Raw genomic sequence first — 19,051 nt, forward strand, 5'->3', positions numbered from 1 at the left:
GCTTACGTGAAATTGGTTCTTGGCGCTCTGCAATGGGCAGCGTTTATGATTGCCGCGGCGATTGTTGTTCCGGTGGCGGTTGCCCAGTCGTTTCATCTGGATCATTCAGATTCTGCACGGCTGATTCAAAGCACTTTTTTTGTATTGGGAATTGCCGCAGTTATTCAGTGTTTGAAAGGACACCGGCTGCCTATAAATGAAAGCCCTGCCGGCTTGTGGTGGGGAGTGTACACAATCTACGGCGGCCTGACCGGAACGGTGTTTGCGACATATGGCGAAACACTGCGCGGCTTGCAGGGGGCGCTTCTTGTAAGCGCTGTATGTTTCTTTTTGTTAAGTGTCTTCAAGGTCATTGATCGGCTTGCTGCCTTGTTTACTCCGGTTGTGACAGGGGTCTATTTGCTGCTGCTCGTCATGCAGCTGAGCCAGCCGATTATAAAAGGGCTTCTTGGCATTGGCTATTTAAAAGACAGCGTGGATGGTCTTGTATTTGGCCTGGCGCTGGTTGTCGTCGCCGCGGCTTTTATCATGTCAAATTCTAATATCGTTTTTTTAAAGCAATATTCTATTTTATTGGCTCTTTTCGGCGGATGGGTGCTGTTTGCGGCTGCGGGCGTTGCAAAACCGATCGAATGGCCGGATCGGCTGTTTCAGCTGCCATCTCTGTTGCCGTTCGGTGCCCCGTTATTTAACAGCGGCCTAGCCATCACATCGGTTTTTATTACGATTCTGCTGATCGTTAACATGCTGGCAAGCATGAAGGTTGTGGACATTGCGGTGAAAAAATTCGGGAAACAGACGGATGGGAAGCGTCATGAGCGCCATGCCGGATTTGCGGCTTCATTCAGTCATTTGCTGAGCGGTTTGTCTGGAGCCATTGCACCGGTTCCGATTTCGGGAGCGGCGGGTTTTATTGAAACAACCAAGATGTCTTCTAAAAAGCCGTTTGTTCTCGGCAGTATGCTGGTCGTTTTCATCAGCGTGATTCCGTTTTTTATGAATGCGTTTGCGAGCCTGCCGTCACCCGTTGGGTTTGCGGTAAACTTTGTTGTGTTTTCTGCAATGGTTGGTTTGGCGTTTACTGAATTTGATTCCTATGAGACATCAGAGCTGAAAAGAATGCGGGCTGTGATCGGCATTTCACTGCTTACAGGTGTCGGCATTATGTTTGTGCCGGGAAGTGCATTAAAGGATATGCATCCGGTGTTTATTTCTCTGTTAAGCAATGGGCTTGTCTTAGGGACGCTTGCTGCAATAGCGATGGATCAGTTTCAGCTATGGCGCAGGAGAAAATCCGACAATCTCGTGTCATCGGAGAACAAACATTGAATTTTTATACAGGTGCGATATGATAATTGATAGGAGTTTAACGAAAAGGCGGGAGAGAATAGATGAAAGTATTTATCATATTAGGCGCTATTAATGCCATGCTTGCCGTGGGACTCGGGGCATTTGGCGCACACGGATTAGAAGGGAAAATTCCTGATAAATATCTTCAGGTTTGGCACACAGGCGTGCAGTATCACATGTATCACGCGCTGGGGCTTTTTGTTGTCGCGTTTCTCGCTGATAAAATATCCGGCATTGGCAGTGTCACAACAGCCGGCTGGCTGATGTTTGCGGGGATTGTGCTGTTTTCCGGAAGCTTATACATCCTCAGTGTGACGCAAATTTCCATTCTCGGCGCAATCACGCCGCTTGGCGGTGTGGCGTTCATTATTTCTTGGATCATGATCGTTGTCGCAGCTGTCAAATATCTATAAAGAAAAAAGCCAATCTCTCATATCATGAGGATTGGCTTTTTTTTCTTTATCTTGGTGAATAGGATGACATCGAGTATGGGTACGTGTATGCAATTTCTTCATCAAAGGTGACGTAATCAAGATAGATCGTCAGCAGAAGGTAGCGGGTTCCTGTTTTCGGATCGCTGATAATAATGTGATCCCGGCCCGCCGCCTCGATGACGCCGCGGAAAATCTTTGATCCCCACTCCTTGCTGTTTTCAAATGTCATATAGATGGTAGCCGTTTTTCCCCTGTTCAGGCGCAGTATATTCTCGATGTATGATTCCTCGACAGGCAGCATGCCGGGAATGTTTTGGCCGCCCGATGGTGTTTGCCCCGATGGAATTTGAAACCCGCCGCCCTGGCCTTGCTGCTGAGTAGGGAATCCGAAGCCTTGCTGCCCCTGCTGCATGGGCATTTGCTGCATTTGTCCCATCGTCTGCATTTGCGGACCTTGCCCTTGAGGCTGCGGATACGGATTTGCGCCAAATTGAGGAGAATACCCCTGCATATCATATCCCTGCATTTGCTGATATTGGTTTTTTTTCGGTTTCATATCGTTCCTCCTTTTTATGAAAACCATTCAGAACATGTTCCGGATGTATAAATAAACGCTCCGAGATGACTCACCCCCGATGACAAACGATCTTAGTCGCTAGTGCGATTTTTATCTCTTTCACCTTATGAGGCCAAAGCTTGGAATATGCTGAAAAAAGAACAGTGAGCGTGCCGATTTCTCTGGCCGATCACTGTTTTTTCAATCGATGTACACAATCTTTTCGCATATTAGTCTGTCTTCCTAGCGCAACTTGCGCTTAAGCAACATAAGATAACGTTAGTTTCAGGTGTGAAAATTCAAGAAGGAGGTGTAGGATTTGCCGAAAGTCTCAGTGATAATGACGAGCTATAACAAAAGCGATTATGTGGCAAAGTCCATTTCAAGCATACTCTCACAAACTTTTTCTGATTTTGAATTGTTTATTATGGATGACAATTCAAATGTAGAGACGCTGAATGAAATCCGTCCCTTTTTGAATGATAACCGTGTGCATTTCTATCAAAGCGATGTATCTGGAGTGAAAGAGAGAACGGAAAAAACGAGATACGCGGCGCTGATCAATCAAGCGATTGAGATGGCGCAGGGTGAGTATATCACCTATGCGACGGATGACAACATCTATATGCCGGATCGGCTGTTAAAGATGGTGCGTGAACTCGATGATCACCCGGAAAAGGCTGTGATCTACTCAAGTTCGAAAACCTATCATTTAAACGAGAATCAAGACATTGTAAAAGAAACCGTCAGGCCCGCCAGTCAAGTAACGTGGAACGCCCCGTGCGCAATTGACCATTGCTCGGTGATGCACAGGTATACGGTGCTTGAGAAGGTGAAGGAGGCGTTTGGCTCTTATTGGGATGAAAGCCCGGCGTTTTATCGGATCGGTGATGCCCGGTTCTTTTGGAGAGTCAATCATTTTTATCCGTTTTACCCGCTGGCCGAGGAGCTTGATCTGAACTATATTACAGACCAATCCATTCATTTTCAGCTGTTTGAGTCAGAAAAAAACGAGTTCGTACGGAATCTTCCTCCGCAACGCAACTGCCGCGAACTGCGTGAATCATTAAGAAAGCTTGGAATGGGGTGAGAGTTTGTCGGCCTATTTAAGCAATTATTGGGTGCTGTACCGGAAGTATGCGGAGCTTTTTGACAGGCTTCGCTACAAAGGGATTCCGCTCGGGCTTATCGGTAATTTTTACCAATACATCAGCCCTGAGCTGAGAGTGATGATGGAAGAAGAACCGGAATTATTCGGACCTGCGGAGCAGCATATCAATGAAGGTCAGATTCAGACGTTCTTTGAAGAGAAAAAACAGAGCATTGCCAAAACAAATGACGCGCCCGTTAAGGGAAAAGTGATCTTGCATTTTGATCACCTTCGTTTTGTAAATGAAAATTACTACCAATTTGATCCTGAGAAAACTGCTGTTTTGGCAAGATGGAGTATGCCAAATTATTGCGATTTGCCTGTGATCAGCAAGCCTGAAGTGGCTGCTTCATGTAAAAAAGGCGATCCGAAGCCGTATCTTGAAAAGGCTTTTTCAATTCTTTCGGCTTATGATGACCACCCGGCATTCGGTGATCAAGCATTTCGTGAACGGCTTTTCAAGGATATTCCTTTGTTCATGGAGGCCATTGACACAGTAGATGCTTTATTCACGAAAGAGAACATTTCTGCCGTTGTTGTTGGAACGACAGAAGACATTTACAGCAGGGTGCTCGCTCTGACATGTGAAAGAAGAGGGGCCGTGAGCATCTGCCTTCAGCATGGAGCGCTGATGGGAGATGAAGCCTTCTTGCCCGTTTTTACAACCTATCAGGCTGTTTTTGGCGCGTATGAAGCTGGCTGGTATCAGCAAAAAGGCTGCAAACCAGAACAAATTCTCATAACGGGACATCCCCGCTTTGACGAAATTTTTAACAGGACACCTATGGACATGTCAGTATTTTATCGAAAGCTGGCCTTTCACCCGTCTAAAAAAATCGTTTTGATCGCGACACAGCCCTTTTCCGAGGAATTTTATTCACGTGTGTTAGCGGAGCTTTCCACGCAAAAACAGCTGCAAATCATCATTAAACCTCACCCGTGGGAAATCGGAAAAAACAAGCTGGATATATATCATGCGGCGGCAAAAAAACATAAAGCATGCAGAATCATCAAAAAAGAGATGGATCTGTACGATATCCTGGCGTATGCAGACGCCGCTGTAACGCAAACCTCAACGGTGGGTCTTGAGGCCATGCTGTTTCAAAAACCCGCACTAATCGGAAAATCGACCGGAAACCGCACGTACCCGTATTACGAGTCTCTTGGCGATTTTATATTTGAAAAGCCGGAGGAATTAGCGCATACCCTAATTGAGGTTCTTCGAAATCCCGCCATGTATCAGAGGGCAGAAGCGGCGCGTCAGTCATTTACGGCTTCCAATTACCCGGTTACTGAGTCGACACTCGCCTTGTTTTCGGCACTAGAAGCGAAAACAGGGGTTGATTACAGGCGGGATCATTCTGAATAACATTGCCGCGTTTGTCAGAGCTGATCACGCCGTCTGTTCATAATGAAGGCCGGCATGCCTGGCATGTATATGTCCTGCAAGCCAATGGAAAGCAGGCCGGTGTCACTCGGAATGAGATGTTTACGGCTTTAAAGGATGAATACAATATCGGCACACAGTGTTCATGTTATCCCAGTGCATATTCATCCGTATGATCAAAAGCAATTTGGGTTTAAGGAAACAGACTACCCGCGCGCCATGAATAATTACAAACGCACCCTGTCACTCCCGCTGTATCCATCAATGTCTGACGAAGATGTCAACGGCGTGATTGAGGCCGTGCGGGACACCGCAAAAGGGGCTGGTTAGGTGTATACGATAAAAGAGAATGTTTCCCAAGAGGCAATCATGGAATTTCTCCAAAGCAAACAGATGACGCTTGACGGATCGTATCAATTTTCGCTCGGCCTGTTTGAAAACAGTCAGCTTCAAGGCGTGATGCTGTATGAAGACGCCCTTTGGGAAAGCAAAATGCTTCAGAAAAAAGTCATGAACGTAAAGCTTCTCGCGGCCAACAGCACAGGGCAGCTAAAACAGCTGTTTCAGGCCCTGTATTCTGTTCGGCAAATGGATGAAACAGATTTTGTGTTTGTGCGTGTACCGGCAGAGGATATTGGAGCAGTACATGTCATTCAGCAGCAGCCGTCCTCTTATTTTGTCGGCAGTTTGTTTAAACTGGTGAACACTCCGTCTCCATATGAAAAAACGCCGCCATTTTTTGAACTGGTTCAGCCTGAACCTGGAGACACCGAAGAGATTTGCCAGTTAGCCAGCGATGCATTTGCGAAAAGCAGATATTTTCACGATCCTTATCTTAGCCGTGAGGCGGCGAACAAAATCTTTCAAGAGTGGACACGAAACAATCTGACGGGGAGAGCAGATATCAATATTGCTGCTAAATATAATGGAGAGATGATCGGCTACCTGCAAGGTTTATCAAAAGGTGATGAGTATGTGCTTGATTTGATGGCTGTGAAGCCGGGGTATGAAGGCAAGCGTGTCGCGTTTCATTTATTGGCGCATCTCATAGAACAACCGGAGACATTGAAGCATAAAACGGTAACAGCGGGGACGCAGCTTCATAATGTAAGAGCGATCCGCCTATATGAAAGAATGGGATTTACCGCTGTTCAATCGTATTATAATTACCACATTTGGCCGGGCAAGAAGGCGAAATAATGACGGGTTTTCAGATCGCGAACAAAACTGTCGGCAAGCACGCTCCCGTTTTTAATAGTCTCGAGACGACAGGTATTAATCATGACGGTAAAAGGGATTAGGCCTTTGCACGGGATTGATGCCGCGTCGGAAGCGGGTGCAATATCATTAAATTCGTTAAATTTGAAATGTTTCAAGCCGACAAAACGGCGGCCGGAAGACTATCACTTGGTCTCAGTCCTCTATCAAAAAGCAGGCGAGCACCCTGTTGTCTCGGCTGCAGAGTGAATCGGCCTGCCGCTCGTAAATGGAAAAGGAATGAACCGGGTATCACCCATCCATTATGGTTTGCTTGATGATAAGATATAAAAATGCATGTAAGGAAGTGTTAATGTGAAAGGTGTCATTTTAGCCGGAGGAAACGGCTCACGCCTTATGCCCTTAACCAAAGCCGTCAACAAGCATTTGCTTCCTGTAGGCCCTTATCCGATGATTTACTGGTCGATAATGAAGCTCGAGGAAGCCGGAATTAAAGAGATTTTACTTATCAGCCAAAAAGAGCACATGCCTCAGTTTTATAAGCTGCTGGGAAGCGGAGAGGAGCTTGGCGTTTCCGTCACTTATCAAGTGCAGCCCGCCGCCTCTGGAATTTCAGATGGGTTATCGTATGCAAAACGCTTTACTGGAAAGAACCCTTTCATTTTATTATTAGGTGATAATATATTTGAAGATTCATTAAAGCCTTATACGGAGCGATTTCAACAGCAGGGAAAAGGGGCGAAGGTGCTTCTGAAAGAAGTGGATGATCCAGAACGTTTTGGAATTGCTGAGATTGATGAGAAAAACAAACAAATTCGATCCATTATTGAAAAGCCTGCAAATCCGCCGACCAACCTTTGTGTAACCGGCATTTACATGTATGATGCAGAAGTGTTTTCGTATATTGAACAAATATCACCATCAAAGCGCGGCGAGCTGGAAATCACTGATGTAAATAATTTATACATTGAAAACAGCAAGCTGACGTATGATGTGTTATCGGGCTGGTGGGTCGATGCAGGAACACACGAATCGCTTTATCTCGCCTCCCGGCTGGTACATCAGGCTTTACAGAAAGGACAGGACGAATAGCTATGGCAAAATCATATTTCATTACAGGCGGGGCCGGCTTCATAGGGCTCACATTTACAAAGCTCATGCTGAAGGAAACGGATGCGCGCATTACCGTTTTAGATAAATTAACGTATGCCAGCCACCCGCAGGAAATCGAAAAACTAAAGGGAAACAGCCGGTTTCGGTTTGTAAAAGGGGATATCAGCATTCAAGAGGATATTGACCGGGCGTTTGACGAGACCTATGACGGCGTGATTCATTTCGCTGCGGAATCGCATGTAGACAGAAGCATCTCCCAAGCGGAGCCGTTTATCACAACGAATGTCATGGGCACATACCGTCTGGCGGAGGCAGTCTTACAAGGAAAAGCCAAAAAGCTGATTCATATTTCAACAGACGAGGTGTACGGGGATTTAGAAGCGAATGATCCCGCATTTACGGAAGCAACGCCGCTTTCTCCTAACAACCCTTATTCCGCGAGCAAAGCGAGCTCTGACCTTCTTGTTCTATCGTATGTGAAAACACACAAACTGCCGGCTATTATTACACGCTGCAGCAACAATTACGGCCCATATCAGCATAGTGAAAAAATGATCCCAACGATTATCCGCCATGCAAAACAAGGTCTGCCGGTTCCGCTTTATGGCGACGGGCTTCAGATCAGAGACTGGCTTTTTGCAGAGGACCATTGCCGCGCCATCAAGCTGATTTTAGAAAAAGGAACAAACGGTGAGGTGTATAATATCGGCGGCGGAAATGAACGCACGAATAAAGAGCTGGCGAGTATCATCATGAAACATTTGGGCTGTGAGGAATTGTTTGCTCACGTGGAAGACCGAAAAGGGCATGACCGGCGCTACGCGATCAATGCGTCAAAGCTGAAAAATGAGCTTGGCTGGCGGCAGGAAGTGCCGTTTGAAGAAGGTATTGCGCGCACGATTCGCTGGTATACAGACAATGACCGATGAGAAGGTGATCCGATTGACAAAGGTATTGGTGACCGGTGCGAGCGGACAGCTTGGCTTGGAGCTGTGCCGGCAGCTGAAGCAAGCCGGATATGAGGTCATTGCGTTAACAAAGCAGATGATGAACATCGCCGATCAGCGTTCTGTACGGCATTCGTTCGGGCATTATCAGCCGGATATCGTGGTCAATACCGCCGCGTTTACGTCCGTCGACAAATGCGAGACGGAGCTGGATAAAGCATACTTGATCAACGGTATTGGCGCTTACTACACAGCGCTGGAGTCATCCCGCATCGGAGCGCAATATGTTCATATCAGCACGGATTATGTGTTTGATGGGAAGGGGACCCAGCCATACAGGGAAGACGACCACCTCGACCCGAACACCATCTACGGCAAAAGTAAAAAACTCGGAGAAGAGCTGATCCAGTTAGCAAGAACAGACAGCACGATCATCAGAACATCGTGGGTGTACGGACAAAGCGGCAGCAATTTTGTTCATACGATGCTGAAGCTCGCTGAAACAAAACAAGAGCTGCGGGTTGTGAACGATCAAATCGGCTCGCCGACCTATACGAAGGATTTGGCGGAAGCGGTCATCAAGCTGTTCAGCCATCCGCCGGGCATCTACCATGTCAGCAATTCAGGCATATGCAGCTGGTATGAGTTTGCAAAGGCTATTATGGAAGAAAGCGGGCTGGATACAACGATAACACCTGTGACGACAGAAGAATATGGGAATTCGACGCCCCGGCCGGCTTACTCTGTGCTGAGCCACAGGGCTATTGAAGAAGCCGGCATACGACCGCGTCATTGGCGGGATGCTTTACGGGAATATTTGCAGGAAAGGAGCAGTGCTTGTGATTGAAGGAGTCAAGGTGAAGAAACTGACAAAGCATTGTGATGACAGAGGTTTTTTTGCTGAACTGGTTCGCGATGATGAGAACCTCCTTGAGCATTTTGGGCAGGCGTCTTGGTCCAAAAGCTATCCGGGTGTGATCAAAGCGTTTCATTATCACGAGAAGCAGGACGATCTCTGGTTCTTCCCGACCGGCCACGCTCAGGTTGTCCTTTACGACCTGCGGGAGGATTCAGAAACAAAAGGAGAAACCGATGTCTATTATATGGGAGAAGACAACCCGATGCTGTTGTTGATTCCAAAAGGCGTCGCTCACGGATACAGAGTGCTGGGCGAAACGCCGCTGACAATTATCTATTTTACAACAACCTCGTATAACCCTGATCAGCCCGATGAAAAAAGAATCCCATGGAATGATGAGACAATCGGTTTTAACTGGAATACCGAATTTAAATAGATCATAGAGCAGCTATCCATCGAAGATCATCAGGCATCTTCGACTTTTTTTGTCCCGTTTTGTTATCGGGACAAAAGATAGAAATATTAGGCGCATATTTTACTAGATGCAGGTCGAAAACAGTCTATTAGAATCTTGTGAAAATGGGATGAATTTATTATTTTCATTTAAGTGTTAATATTCCTAAAAAAGCATTTACTTCCATGGAAATTGATGATAGATTAATTTTTAAGAAAAAGAATTGGTAATTCGCGAATTACGGTTAAATGCTTTTTCTGCAGAGGACGCTCTGGCCAAATTTCAACAGTGATTTGAGGGGGAAATTGTCATGTTAAAAAGAACTTCATTCGTATCTTCATTTTTCATCAGTTCAGCTGTCTTGCTATCAATCTTGCTTCCTTCAGGCCAAGCTCATGCGCAGTCTGCAACAATTGAGGCAAAAACGATAAACAGTACAAAAGAATGGACAACTTCAGATATTGAAGTGACTTATAAACCAAACGCAGTGCTTTCTCTGGGAGCAGTAGAGTTTCAATTTCCTGACGGGTTCCACGCGACAACAAGAGATTCTGTAAATGGAAGAACACTGAAAGAAACACAGATTTTAAACGATGGAAAAACGGTCAGACTCCCGCTTACGCTTGATTTGTTAGGCGCAACCGAATTTGACCTCGTGATGGTGCGCAAAACGCTTCCGCGCGCAGGCACTTACACGATTAAAGGCGATGTAGTAAACGGTTTGGGAATCGGCAGTTTAAATGCTGAAACGCAGCTGGTGATTGACCCTCGTTAATAGGAATAGAAATGATCAGGGGCTGATGTGGTATCAGCCTCTTTTTTGTATGTTTTAAAAACTGGTACGATTCTTGCATGTAGATAAGGGTGAACCCAGTGAAGAAAGGAATTGATCTATTTCAGTTTTTTAAAAGCGCTTATATTTTCCTGAAGATAAAATGATGACGAGGTGAAAAACATGTCAGAAAAACAAATTACAAAGGATGAAGAAAGAGAAGCTCTCAATTTATTTCTGTCTACGCAAGCGATCATAAAGGAAGCCCTGCGGAAACTGGGCTATCCGAGCGGAATGTATGAATTAATGAAAGAGCCGATGAGAATGCTCACTGTACGAATTCCGGTGAAAATGGATAACGGCAGCGTGAAAGTGTTTACGGGCTATCGTTCACAGCACAATGACGCGGTCGGCCCGACAAAAGGGGGCGTGCGTTTTCATCCCGAAGTGAATGAAGAGGAAGTAAAGGCATTATCGATTTGGATGACGCTCAAATGCGGCATCACGAATTTGCCATACGGCGGCGGAAAGGGCGGCATTATTTGTGATCCGCGGACGATGTCATTTGGAGAATTGGAACGGCTGAGCCGGGGGTATGTCCGCGCCATCAGCCAGTTAGTCGGCCCCACAAAGGATATTCCCGCTCCCGATGTGTACACCAATTCGCAAATTATGGCGTGGATGATGGATGAATACAGCCGGCTTCGGGAATTCGATTCTCCGGGTTTTATCACAGGAAAACCGCTCGTTTTAGGCGGATCACAGGGCCGGGAAACAGCAACAGCACAAGGCGTAACCATTTGTATAGAAGAAGCCGTTAAGAAAAAAGGAATCAAGCTGCAAAACGCGCGCATCGTCATACAGGGCTTTGGGAACGCCGGCAGTTTTCTGGCTAAATTTATGCATGATGCCGGCGCAAAGGTTATCGGTATTTCGGATGCCCACGGCGGTCTGTACAACCCGGATGGCCTCGATATTCCTTATTTGCTCGATAAGCGGGACAGTTTCGGAATGGTCACCAATTTATTTACAGATGTCATTACAAATGAAGAGCTGCTCGAACAAGAATGCGATATTTTAGTGCCTGCGGCTATCTCAAATCAAATCACAGCCAAAAATGCCCATAACATTAAGGCCTCAATTGTGGTCGAAGCGGCTAACGGGCCGACGACAATCGACGCGACAAAGATTTTGAATGAAAAAGGCGTACTCCTGGTGCCGGATATACTGGCGAGTGCAGGCGGCGTAACGGTTTCTTATTTTGAATGGGTTCAAAACAACCAAGGGTATTATTGGGCAGAAGAAGAGGTTGCGGAAAAGCTGAGAAACGTGATGGTCAATTCATTTGAAACGATTTATCAGATTGCGGCCACACACAAAGTCGATATGCGCTTGGCGGCTTACATGACGGGCATCAGAAAGTCTGCAGAGGCGTCTCAATTCCGCGGGTGGGTTTAGGGGGATAATCCCTCCCTTCTCCTGCAAAAACATTTTGCTTTTTTTGTTTGCGTATGGATGAAAATCGCAAAGTGATTTTGCACTTTCTGTTCACAGAAGGCAATATGTTTAGATTTCTGACAACGTTCTCTGCGATTCTGCAATTTTTTTGTGAAAAGGCGAAGCACTGGTACGAATCTTGCTTTTATATTTGTGAGAAGACATATTACATAACGAGGGGGACTACATATGACCGTTTCATATGCGCACGAACCATTCACTGATTTTAAGGAAGCGAAGCATAAAACAGCCTTTCAAGAATCACTGGCCTTTGTAAATACTCAGCTCGGCAAGCATTATCCGCTTGTCATTAATGGAGAAAAGATCGAAACGGATCGCAAAATTGTTTCGATTAATCCGGCCAATAAGGAAGAAGTGATCGGCTACGCCTCAACGGCTAATCAAGAGCTTGCTGAAAAAGCGATGCAATCGGCGTTACAGGCATTTGAATCGTGGAAAAAACAAAGACCGGAGCATCGCGCGAATATCCTTTTTAAAGCTGCGGCTATTTTACGCAGAAGAAAGCATGAATTTTCAAGCTATCTCGTAAAGGAAGCGGGAAAACCTTGGAAGGAAGCAGATGCTGACACAGCGGAAGCAATAGACTTTTTGGAATACTACGCGCGCCAAATCGTAAAGCTGAAGGACGGGGCTCCGGTAAAGAGCCGGGCAGGCGAGCATAATCAATACCATTATGAAGCGCTTGGCGTCGGCATTGTCATTTCGCCATTTAATTTCCCGCTCGCCATTATGGCAGGAACGGCTGCGGCTGCGATTGTCACGGGGAATACAATTCTGCTGAAGCCGGCAGATGCTGCGCCAGTCGTGGCCGCTAAATTTGTCGAGGTGATGGAGGAAGCGGGTTTGCCAAACGGTGTTCTCAATTACATTCCGGGAGATGGAGCCGAAATTGGCGATTTCTTAGTTGAACACCCTAAAACAAGATTTGTATCATTTACAGGCTCCCGTGCAGTCGGCTGCCGAATTTATGAGCGTGCCGCAAAAGTGCAGCCGGGCCAAAAATGGCTGAAACGTGTGATTGCTGAAATGGGCGGGAAAGATACAGTGCTTGTCGACAAAGATGCTGATTTGGATCTTGCTGCCTCTTCTATCGTTTACTCCGCATTCGGGTACTCAGGGCAAAAATGTTCAGCGGGCTCCCGTGCAGTGATTCATCAGGATGTCTATGATGAAGTCGTAGAAAAAGCAGTTGCGCTGACCAAAACGCTGACAGTCGGAAGTCCGGAAGATCCTGATACGTATATGGGACCTGTCATTCATGAAGCATCCTATAATAAGGTCATGCGCTATATTGAAATCGGCAAGTCTGAAGGCAAGCTATTGACCGGCGGAGAAGGTGATGATTCAAAAGGCTACTTTATTCAGCCGACGATCTTTGCAGATGTTGATGAACATGCACGCCTCATGCAGGAAGAAATCTTCGGGCCGGTTGCTGCCATCTGCAAAGCGCGTGATTTCGACCATATGCTTGAGATTGCAAATAACACAGACTACGGACTGACAGGCGCTCTGCTGACAAAAAACCGTGCGCACATTGAGCGGGCTCGCGAGGATTTTCATGTCGGAAACTTATACTTTAACAGAGGCTGTACCGGAGCTATTGTCGGCTATCAGCCATTCGGCGGATTTAATATGTCTGGAACAGACTCAAAAGCAGGAGGTCCGGATTATTTAATTCTTCATATGCAGGCGAAAACAACATCCGAAGCGTATTAATTGAGAAAACGGAAATAGTGCGATTGTGTTTAGATCGCACTATTTACATTTTGGGATGAGGGGGATGATGTATGCTCTATACAAAAATCAGTCACATGATGCCGGCTGAACGAATTGAGGCACTGACAAAGTCTCTGGTCAGCCTCAGCAGTGTGAATGGCACCATCGGGGAAGGGACGAAAGCTGATTTTATCAAAGAAGTCATCATGAGCTATCCTTATTTTCAGGAACATCCTTGCCATGTATGGGAGCAGGCTATACCTAACGACCCGTACAACCGGAAAAATATGTTTGCGTTTGTGAAAGGCAGCGGGGAAAGCCGAAATACCGTCATTTATCACGCCCACTTGGATACAGTGGGAATTGAAGATTTTGGACCGCTAAAGGATATCGCTTTTGATTCTGAAAAATTGGCTGAGTATTTCTCCAGCTATGCTTTTGATGAAGACGTTCAGCGGGACGCCAAGTCGGGTGAATGGATGTTCGGCAGAGGCTCTGTCGACATGCAAAGCGGCATCGCAGTGCATTTGTCCAATCTCCTGCACTTTTCAGAGAACCGCGAAGCATTGCCGGGAAATCTATTATTTATGGCAAATCCGGATGAAGAAAGCCAGCATGCCGGTATTCTCGCCAGTATTTCTGAGCTGAACCGATTAAAAAAGGAGAAACAGATTCAGTATCTGGCTGCTATTAATACCGATTTCATTACGCCGCTATACGATGGTGATTCAACAAGATATATTTACACCGGAGCCGCGGGAAAGCTGCTGCCTTGCTTTTATATATCAGGCCGGGAAGTGCATGTCGGAGATACGCTTGCTGGCATCGATCCAAATCTCATTTCTTCTGAAATCACAAGCCGCATCCACAACAATATTCATTTAGCAGAAAAGATTGAAGGCGAATTGGTTCTGCCCCCATCCTGCTTGTACCAGCGTGATAACAAGGAATCCTATAACGTCCAAACCGCCGTCAGCAGCTATTTGTATTTCAATTATTTTATATATGAAAAAACAGCAAAGGAAGTCATGGACCAGCTTACCCAAGTCGCTGAGGAGGCGTGCCGGATCACAAGACAAAAATTATCTGATTATTATGAAGAATATCTAAAGCGAACAAATCTTCCAAAGAGACATTTGTCTTGGGATATTCAATTCTTCAGTCTGGACCAGTACATGGAAAAGCTAAGAAGCCGCGGTATCGATCCTGAGCAGTGTATAGAGCAAGCATTCAAAGCCAATGAGCATCTTGAACTGCGCATGAGATGTTTTAATGCAATTGAAGAACTCCAAAAACTTGATCCCGATCAGGGCGCAAAAGTCATTCTGTTTTATGCTCCTCCTTATTTACCGCATAACTATTTAAAAGAAGAAAGCACAAGAGACCAGCTATTGCAGCATGTAATCAAAGAAGCGGTGGACAAAACCGCCAAAACGACAGGTGAAACCTTTGTTTTCAAAAAGTTTTTCCCTTACTTGGCAGACGGCAGCTTTTTGTCGCTGCACGAAACCGATGACGAAATTGATTCCTTTATCAGAAACTTCCCGGGGTGGGAGATGATTGGAACCATTCCGTTCAAAGACATACGGAAACTGAACATTCCTTCCATTAACATGGGGGTATACGGCAAAGACGGACATAAATGGACCGAAAGAGTATACAAGCCGTACACATTTCATATATTGCCTGATCTGATACAGCAGACCACTGTTCACCTTTTGCAAAGCTATCGGATGAATATCAGCACAAAAGAGCCGAAGGGAGAAGGATGATGCAGGATCATAAAAATGAATTGCAGCGCAGTATGAAAAGCCGGCATTTGTTTATGATTGCCTTGGGCGGCGTCATCGGCACCGGTCTGTTTTTAGGTTCAGGCTTTACGATCAGCCAGGCGGGGCCGCTCGGAGCCATTGTTGCCTATATGATTGGCGGATTTTTAATGTATCTAGTCATGCTTTGTTTAGGGGAGCTTGCTGTTGCCATGCCGGTCTCCGGATCGTTTCAAGCTTATGCTGCAAAGTTTTTGGGGCCGTCGACAGGTTTTATGATCGGCTGGCTGTATTGGTTCAGCTGGGCGAATACAGTCGGCTTGGAGCTAACGTCAGCGGGCATTTTGATGCAAAGATGGCTGCCCTCCGTGCCAATCTGGATATGGTGCCTCGTTTTCGGTATCATCATCTTTTTAATTAATGTGCTGTCAGTCAGAAGCTTTGCGGAAATGGAATTTTGGTTTTCGAGCATCAAAGTGACAGCGATCATATTATTTATCGTGATCGGCGGGTGCGCTGTGTTTGGCTTGATTGATTTTAAAGGCGGCCAGGAAACGCCTTTTTTATCTCATTTCATGACCGATAAAGGACTGTTTCCAAATGGTGTGCTGGCTGTTATGTTTACGCTGGTTATGGTCAATTTCTCATTTCAGGGGACGGAGCTGGTCGGAATTGCGGCAGGGGAGAGTGAAAGTCCGGAAAAGACACTGCCGAAGTCCATTCGAAATGTCATCTGGCGAACGCTGTTTTTCTTTGTGCTGGCCATGTTCGTCTTGGTCGCCATTCTTCCGTACGAAACAGCGGGGGTGATTGAAAGTCCGTTTGTAGCGGTGCTTGATCAAATCGGCATCCCATTTGCGGCTGATATGATGAACTTTGTCATATTAACGGCGATTTTATCTGTTGCCAATTCTGGTTTATATGCAGCCTCGCGCATGATGTGGTCGCTTTCAACAAACAAAATGGGCCCGGCTCTTTTAACCAGACTGACCAAAAAAGGGGTGCCGATCAATGCCCTGCTGATTACGATTGGGATTTCCGGCTGTTCGCTGCTGACTAGTGTCATGGCTGCAGAAACCGTGTATTTATGGTGTATATCAATCTCAGGCATGGTGACAGTTGTCGCGTGGATGTCCATTTGCGCCTCGCAATTTTTCTTTCGCAGGCGGTTCCTCGCTGAAGGCGGGAACGTGAACGACCTGGAATTCAAAACTCCTCTTTATCCGTTGGTGCCGATTCTTGGGTTTGTATTATACGGATGCATATTGATAAGCCTTATTTTCATCCCAGATCAAAGAATCGGCTTGTACTGCGGTGTACCACTCATTATTTTCTGCTATGCGTACTATCATTTGAGCATCAAGAAACGCTTACAAAAAGAACCGCTGAAAAAAGAGCAAACAGAAGCGCAATAGAAAAAGCTCTCCGGGAGGCCGGAGAGCTTTTTATGCGTTACGTCTGACAAGAAACACATAGGACAATATCGCGAGCACATCAAAGCCAAATATACTCAGCGCCATCGGCCACGCGCTTTCTTCCCCGGCAACACCGACGAGCGGAGCGGCAATGGCCCCTCCGATAAAGGGCAGAAGCCCAAGGAGCGCAGCGGCGCTGCCCGCCCCTTTTTCCTGCTTTTGCATCGCCAGCGTAAAACCTGTCGTTGTGACGATACCGACACTGGAGACGATAATAAATAAAGATGCGCAGGCAGCGAACAGCCCGAGGTCAAAAGTGAGCGACAAAAGAAGTGCGGCGCTTCCGATGATGGAGATCAATAGACCAGAGATGAACAGCTTGCGCTCATCAACATTTTTGGCCAGCCGCCCCGTCATCTGTGTAGCCCGCCCCGTTGATGGCAAACAGCATGCTGAACATTTGGGCCGATACACCGTATATGTTTTGCAGGACAAATGGCGAACCGGAAATATAAGCAAACATGCCGGTCATGATATAGGCCTGGCTGAAAGCAAAACCCATAAACGCCCGGTCGGCAAGCAAGTGCCAAAATGTGCTCAGCGTCTCCCGGAGTCCGCCCTTTGTTTGTTTTTCAGGAGGCAGTGACTCAGGCAATGCGGTAAGAACCGCGACAAAAATAAGACACCCGATCCCGGCCAGCACGATAAACACGGTTGACCAGTCAGTAAATTGAAGGATGAATCCTCCCGTAATCGGGGCTAACTGTTGAATAATCTTGATTCGACAGGTGGCACACCTTAACAAATGCATTACTATAGCATATCCCAGGATATGTTTTTATTTATTTTAAAATTGAAACAAGAAACCCCTTATTCATATTTGAATGAAAATAATAAAAAGAAAATTATTTTCGTTCGAATTGTGAATTGCAAATAAAGGATGCTAAACTATAATTCAACTTTATTTTAAGATTCCGGAAGAGGTGTTAAGGGAGAATGAACAGTAAACAAAACAATCACAACAAATCAAAACATCATTTTCCGCTATTTCTTGCGTTGGCTTTAACAATGGGCGTATTTGCGGCTGGATCTGAAGAGCTTGTCATTTCACCGCTGCTGCCTGATTTAGCAGATGCCTTCAACTCAGATGTCAGCGTGCTTGCGCTATCTATCAGTATATATGGGATTATGATTTTTATCGGTGCCCCGCTGCTGGTTCCTTTAGGGGATAAATACTCGAGAGAACTGAGTTTAATGTTGGGACTTGTGATCTTTATTATAGGAACCGTGATATGCGCTTTGGCGCAAAATATCTTTTTCTTCTTTTTAGGCCGGGCGCTTTCAGGATTGGCAGCAGGTGCATTTGTCCCAACCGCTTACGCAGTTGTCGGGGATCGTGTCCCGTATACATATCGAGGCAAAGTGATGGGACTGATCGTATCAAGCTGGTCGCTTGCACTGATTTTCGGTGTGCCGATCGGATCATTTATAGGCGGCGTCTTACATTGGAGATGGACGTTCTGGATTTTCGCCTTGATGGGTGTGCTTGTTGTTTTGCTCATTCTATTTGAAATGCGCCGCCATAACGATAATAAAAACAGCAGCCTCGAGGAAAAAGAGGAGCCGGCGGGGACATTTCGAGACGCGCTTAAAGTGCCGCGTGTTCCCGTTTATATCATAATCACCTTTTGCAATATGATTGGCTTTTACGGTATGTATTCGTTTTTAGGCTCTTACCTTCAGGACGTTTTTGCTGGAGGCAATACGGCTGCCGGCTTATTTATCATGATTTATGGCATCGGATTTTCCATGAGCGTCATTACTGGTAAAATTGCCGACCGTATTGGAAAAATGCGCTCTCTGGTCATTGCGCTGGCGGTCATCAGCGTTCTGCTGGCTTGTATCGCGTATGCGCCTGCATCAATGCCTCTGCTCATCATCAGTCTATTCATCTGGGGATTAATGCAGAGCTTGACGGTGACGCTGCTCAGCACCATTTTGAGTGATTGCTCAGAGCGTCATCGCGGGAAAATTATGGCGTTTTACAGCCTCGCCTCGAATCTTGCCGTGACGTTGGGTTCTGCTTTGATGGGACCGGTATACGTGGAATATGGTTATACAGCTGTCGGGTTCATATGTGCAGGCATTACAGTACTGGGATTGGGACTCAGTATTTTTGCCTACAGAAAGTACGGCATTCATGATCAGAAAGCGGATCATTCATTATATCAATAAACAAAGCTTCTAAATTCCTATAAATAAGCGATGTATAAAACCCTATTTTTAGGGTTTTTTCGTTTGTATAGGGATATTTATCAATATTTCCAAATAATGTTGACAGTCTTATCTCCGCTGGATAAAATTTACTTAAAATTTAAAAGATTGGTTGGTGC

At 46.0% G+C, this 19,051-nt stretch carries 16 protein-coding genes and 3 pseudogenes; 17 read left to right on the plus strand and 2 right to left on the minus strand.

The features are described 5' to 3' along the window. Window positions 1-6 precede the first annotated feature (6 nt). Together LJF29_RS11270 and LJF29_RS11275 are read left to right on the plus strand one after the other, a co-directional pair. The gene (locus LJF29_RS11270; protein WP_229148571.1) at window positions 7-1,329 is read left to right on the plus strand and encodes a purine/pyrimidine permease; all 1,323 of its coding nucleotides are present in this window, start codon (window positions 7-9) and stop codon (window positions 1,327-1,329) included. A 62-nt stretch (window positions 1,330-1,391) separates the two neighbouring features. Continuing rightward, window positions 1,392-1,763: a DUF423 domain-containing protein gene (locus tag LJF29_RS11275; RefSeq protein WP_168749038.1), complete on the plus strand. Its 372-nt coding sequence runs from the start codon at window positions 1,392-1,394 to the stop codon at window positions 1,761-1,763. Between the two features lie 46 nt (window positions 1,764-1,809). Here the strand turns inward: LJF29_RS11275 and gerQ are convergent, their stop codons facing one another. Continuing rightward, window positions 1,810-2,340: a spore coat protein GerQ gene (gene gerQ / locus LJF29_RS11280; protein ID WP_229148573.1), complete on the minus strand. Its 531-nt coding sequence runs from the start codon at window positions 2,338-2,340 to the stop codon at window positions 1,810-1,812. Between the two features lie 319 nt (window positions 2,341-2,659). On the opposite strand from gerQ, the gene spsA reads away from it, so the two are divergent. The 14 genes and pseudogenes from spsA (at window position 2,660) to LJF29_RS11350 (ending at window position 16,658) form a co-directional block, all read left to right on the plus strand. Then, window positions 2,660-3,430: a spore coat dTDP-glycosyltransferase SpsA gene (gene spsA, locus LJF29_RS11285; protein ID WP_229148575.1), complete on the plus strand. Its 771-nt coding sequence runs from the start codon at window positions 2,660-2,662 to the stop codon at window positions 3,428-3,430. Window positions 3,431-3,434: 4 nt separating this feature from the next. Continuing rightward, window positions 3,435-4,859 carry a CDP-glycerol glycerophosphotransferase family protein gene (locus LJF29_RS11290; RefSeq protein WP_229148577.1) on the plus strand — a complete coding sequence of 475 codons (1,425 nt, stop codon included), beginning with the start codon at window positions 3,435-3,437 and terminating at the stop codon, window positions 4,857-4,859. Window positions 4,860-4,879: 20 nt separating this feature from the next. Then, a pseudogene (locus tag LJF29_RS11295) lies at window positions 4,880-5,207 on the plus strand (DegT/DnrJ/EryC1/StrS family aminotransferase); the annotation flags it as partial. Continuing rightward, window positions 5,208-6,077 (plus strand): GNAT family N-acetyltransferase, encoded by an 870-nt coding sequence (locus LJF29_RS11300; protein WP_229148578.1) that lies wholly within the window; start codon window positions 5,208-5,210, stop codon window positions 6,075-6,077. Further along, window positions 6,077-6,277 (plus strand): annotated as a pseudogene (locus LJF29_RS21310) (spore coat protein); the annotation flags it as partial. The gene LJF29_RS11300 and the pseudogene LJF29_RS21310, both read left to right, overlap by 1 nt. Window positions 6,278-6,449: 172 nt before the next feature. Beyond that, window positions 6,450-7,187, plus strand: coding sequence for a sugar phosphate nucleotidyltransferase (locus LJF29_RS11310; RefSeq protein ID WP_168749033.1), 738 nt, complete (start codon window positions 6,450-6,452; stop codon window positions 7,185-7,187). A gap of 2 nt (window positions 7,188-7,189) precedes the next feature. After that, window positions 7,190-8,137: a dTDP-glucose 4,6-dehydratase gene (gene rfbB, locus LJF29_RS11315; RefSeq protein ID WP_229148582.1), complete on the plus strand. Its 948-nt coding sequence runs from the start codon at window positions 7,190-7,192 to the stop codon at window positions 8,135-8,137. A gap of 13 nt (window positions 8,138-8,150) precedes the next feature. Continuing rightward, complete coding sequence (gene rfbD / locus LJF29_RS11320) at window positions 8,151-9,002, plus strand: dTDP-4-dehydrorhamnose reductase (RefSeq protein ID WP_229148694.1); 852 nt, start codon at window positions 8,151-8,153, stop codon at window positions 9,000-9,002. Continuing rightward, complete coding sequence (locus LJF29_RS11325) at window positions 8,995-9,450, plus strand: dTDP-4-dehydrorhamnose 3,5-epimerase family protein (protein ID WP_010332322.1); 456 nt, start codon at window positions 8,995-8,997, stop codon at window positions 9,448-9,450. Before rfbD ends, LJF29_RS11325 begins: the two co-directional genes overlap by 8 nt. 328 nt (window positions 9,451-9,778) lie before the next feature. Then, window positions 9,779-10,243: a biofilm surface layer hydrophobin BslB gene (gene bslB, locus LJF29_RS11330; protein WP_010332321.1), complete on the plus strand. Its 465-nt coding sequence runs from the start codon at window positions 9,779-9,781 to the stop codon at window positions 10,241-10,243. Between the two features lie 180 nt (window positions 10,244-10,423). After that, complete coding sequence (gene rocG / locus LJF29_RS11335) at window positions 10,424-11,698, plus strand: Glu/Leu/Phe/Val family dehydrogenase (RefSeq protein ID WP_229148585.1); 1,275 nt, start codon at window positions 10,424-10,426, stop codon at window positions 11,696-11,698. Window positions 11,699-11,926: 228 nt separating this feature from the next. Next, window positions 11,927-13,474, plus strand: a complete 1,548-nt coding sequence (pruA, locus tag LJF29_RS11340) for an L-glutamate gamma-semialdehyde dehydrogenase (RefSeq protein WP_229148587.1) — start codon at window positions 11,927-11,929, stop codon at window positions 13,472-13,474. A 71-nt stretch (window positions 13,475-13,545) separates the two neighbouring features. Next, the gene (locus LJF29_RS11345) at window positions 13,546-15,246 is read left to right on the plus strand and encodes a M20 family metallopeptidase (RefSeq protein ID WP_229148588.1); all 1,701 of its coding nucleotides are present in this window, start codon (window positions 13,546-13,548) and stop codon (window positions 15,244-15,246) included. Beyond that, window positions 15,246-16,658, plus strand: a complete 1,413-nt coding sequence (locus LJF29_RS11350) for an amino acid permease (RefSeq protein WP_229148589.1) — start codon at window positions 15,246-15,248, stop codon at window positions 16,656-16,658. Before LJF29_RS11345 ends, LJF29_RS11350 begins: the two co-directional genes overlap by 1 nt. 30 nt (window positions 16,659-16,688) lie before the next feature. Here LJF29_RS11350 and LJF29_RS21235 read toward each other — a convergent pair. Continuing rightward, a pseudogene (locus LJF29_RS21235) lies at window positions 16,689-17,421 on the minus strand (MFS transporter); the annotation flags it as partial. A gap of 233 nt (window positions 17,422-17,654) precedes the next feature. Here LJF29_RS21235 and LJF29_RS11365 point away from each other — a divergent pair. Continuing rightward, window positions 17,655-18,893: an MFS transporter gene (locus LJF29_RS11365; RefSeq protein WP_229148593.1), complete on the plus strand. Its 1,239-nt coding sequence runs from the start codon at window positions 17,655-17,657 to the stop codon at window positions 18,891-18,893. The last annotated feature ends 158 nt before the right edge of the window (window positions 18,894-19,051 follow it).

The sequence above is a fragment of the Bacillus sp. LBG-1-113 genome (assembly GCF_020708615.1).
Lineage (GTDB): Bacteria > Bacillota > Bacilli > Bacillales > Bacillaceae > Bacillus > Bacillus mojavensis.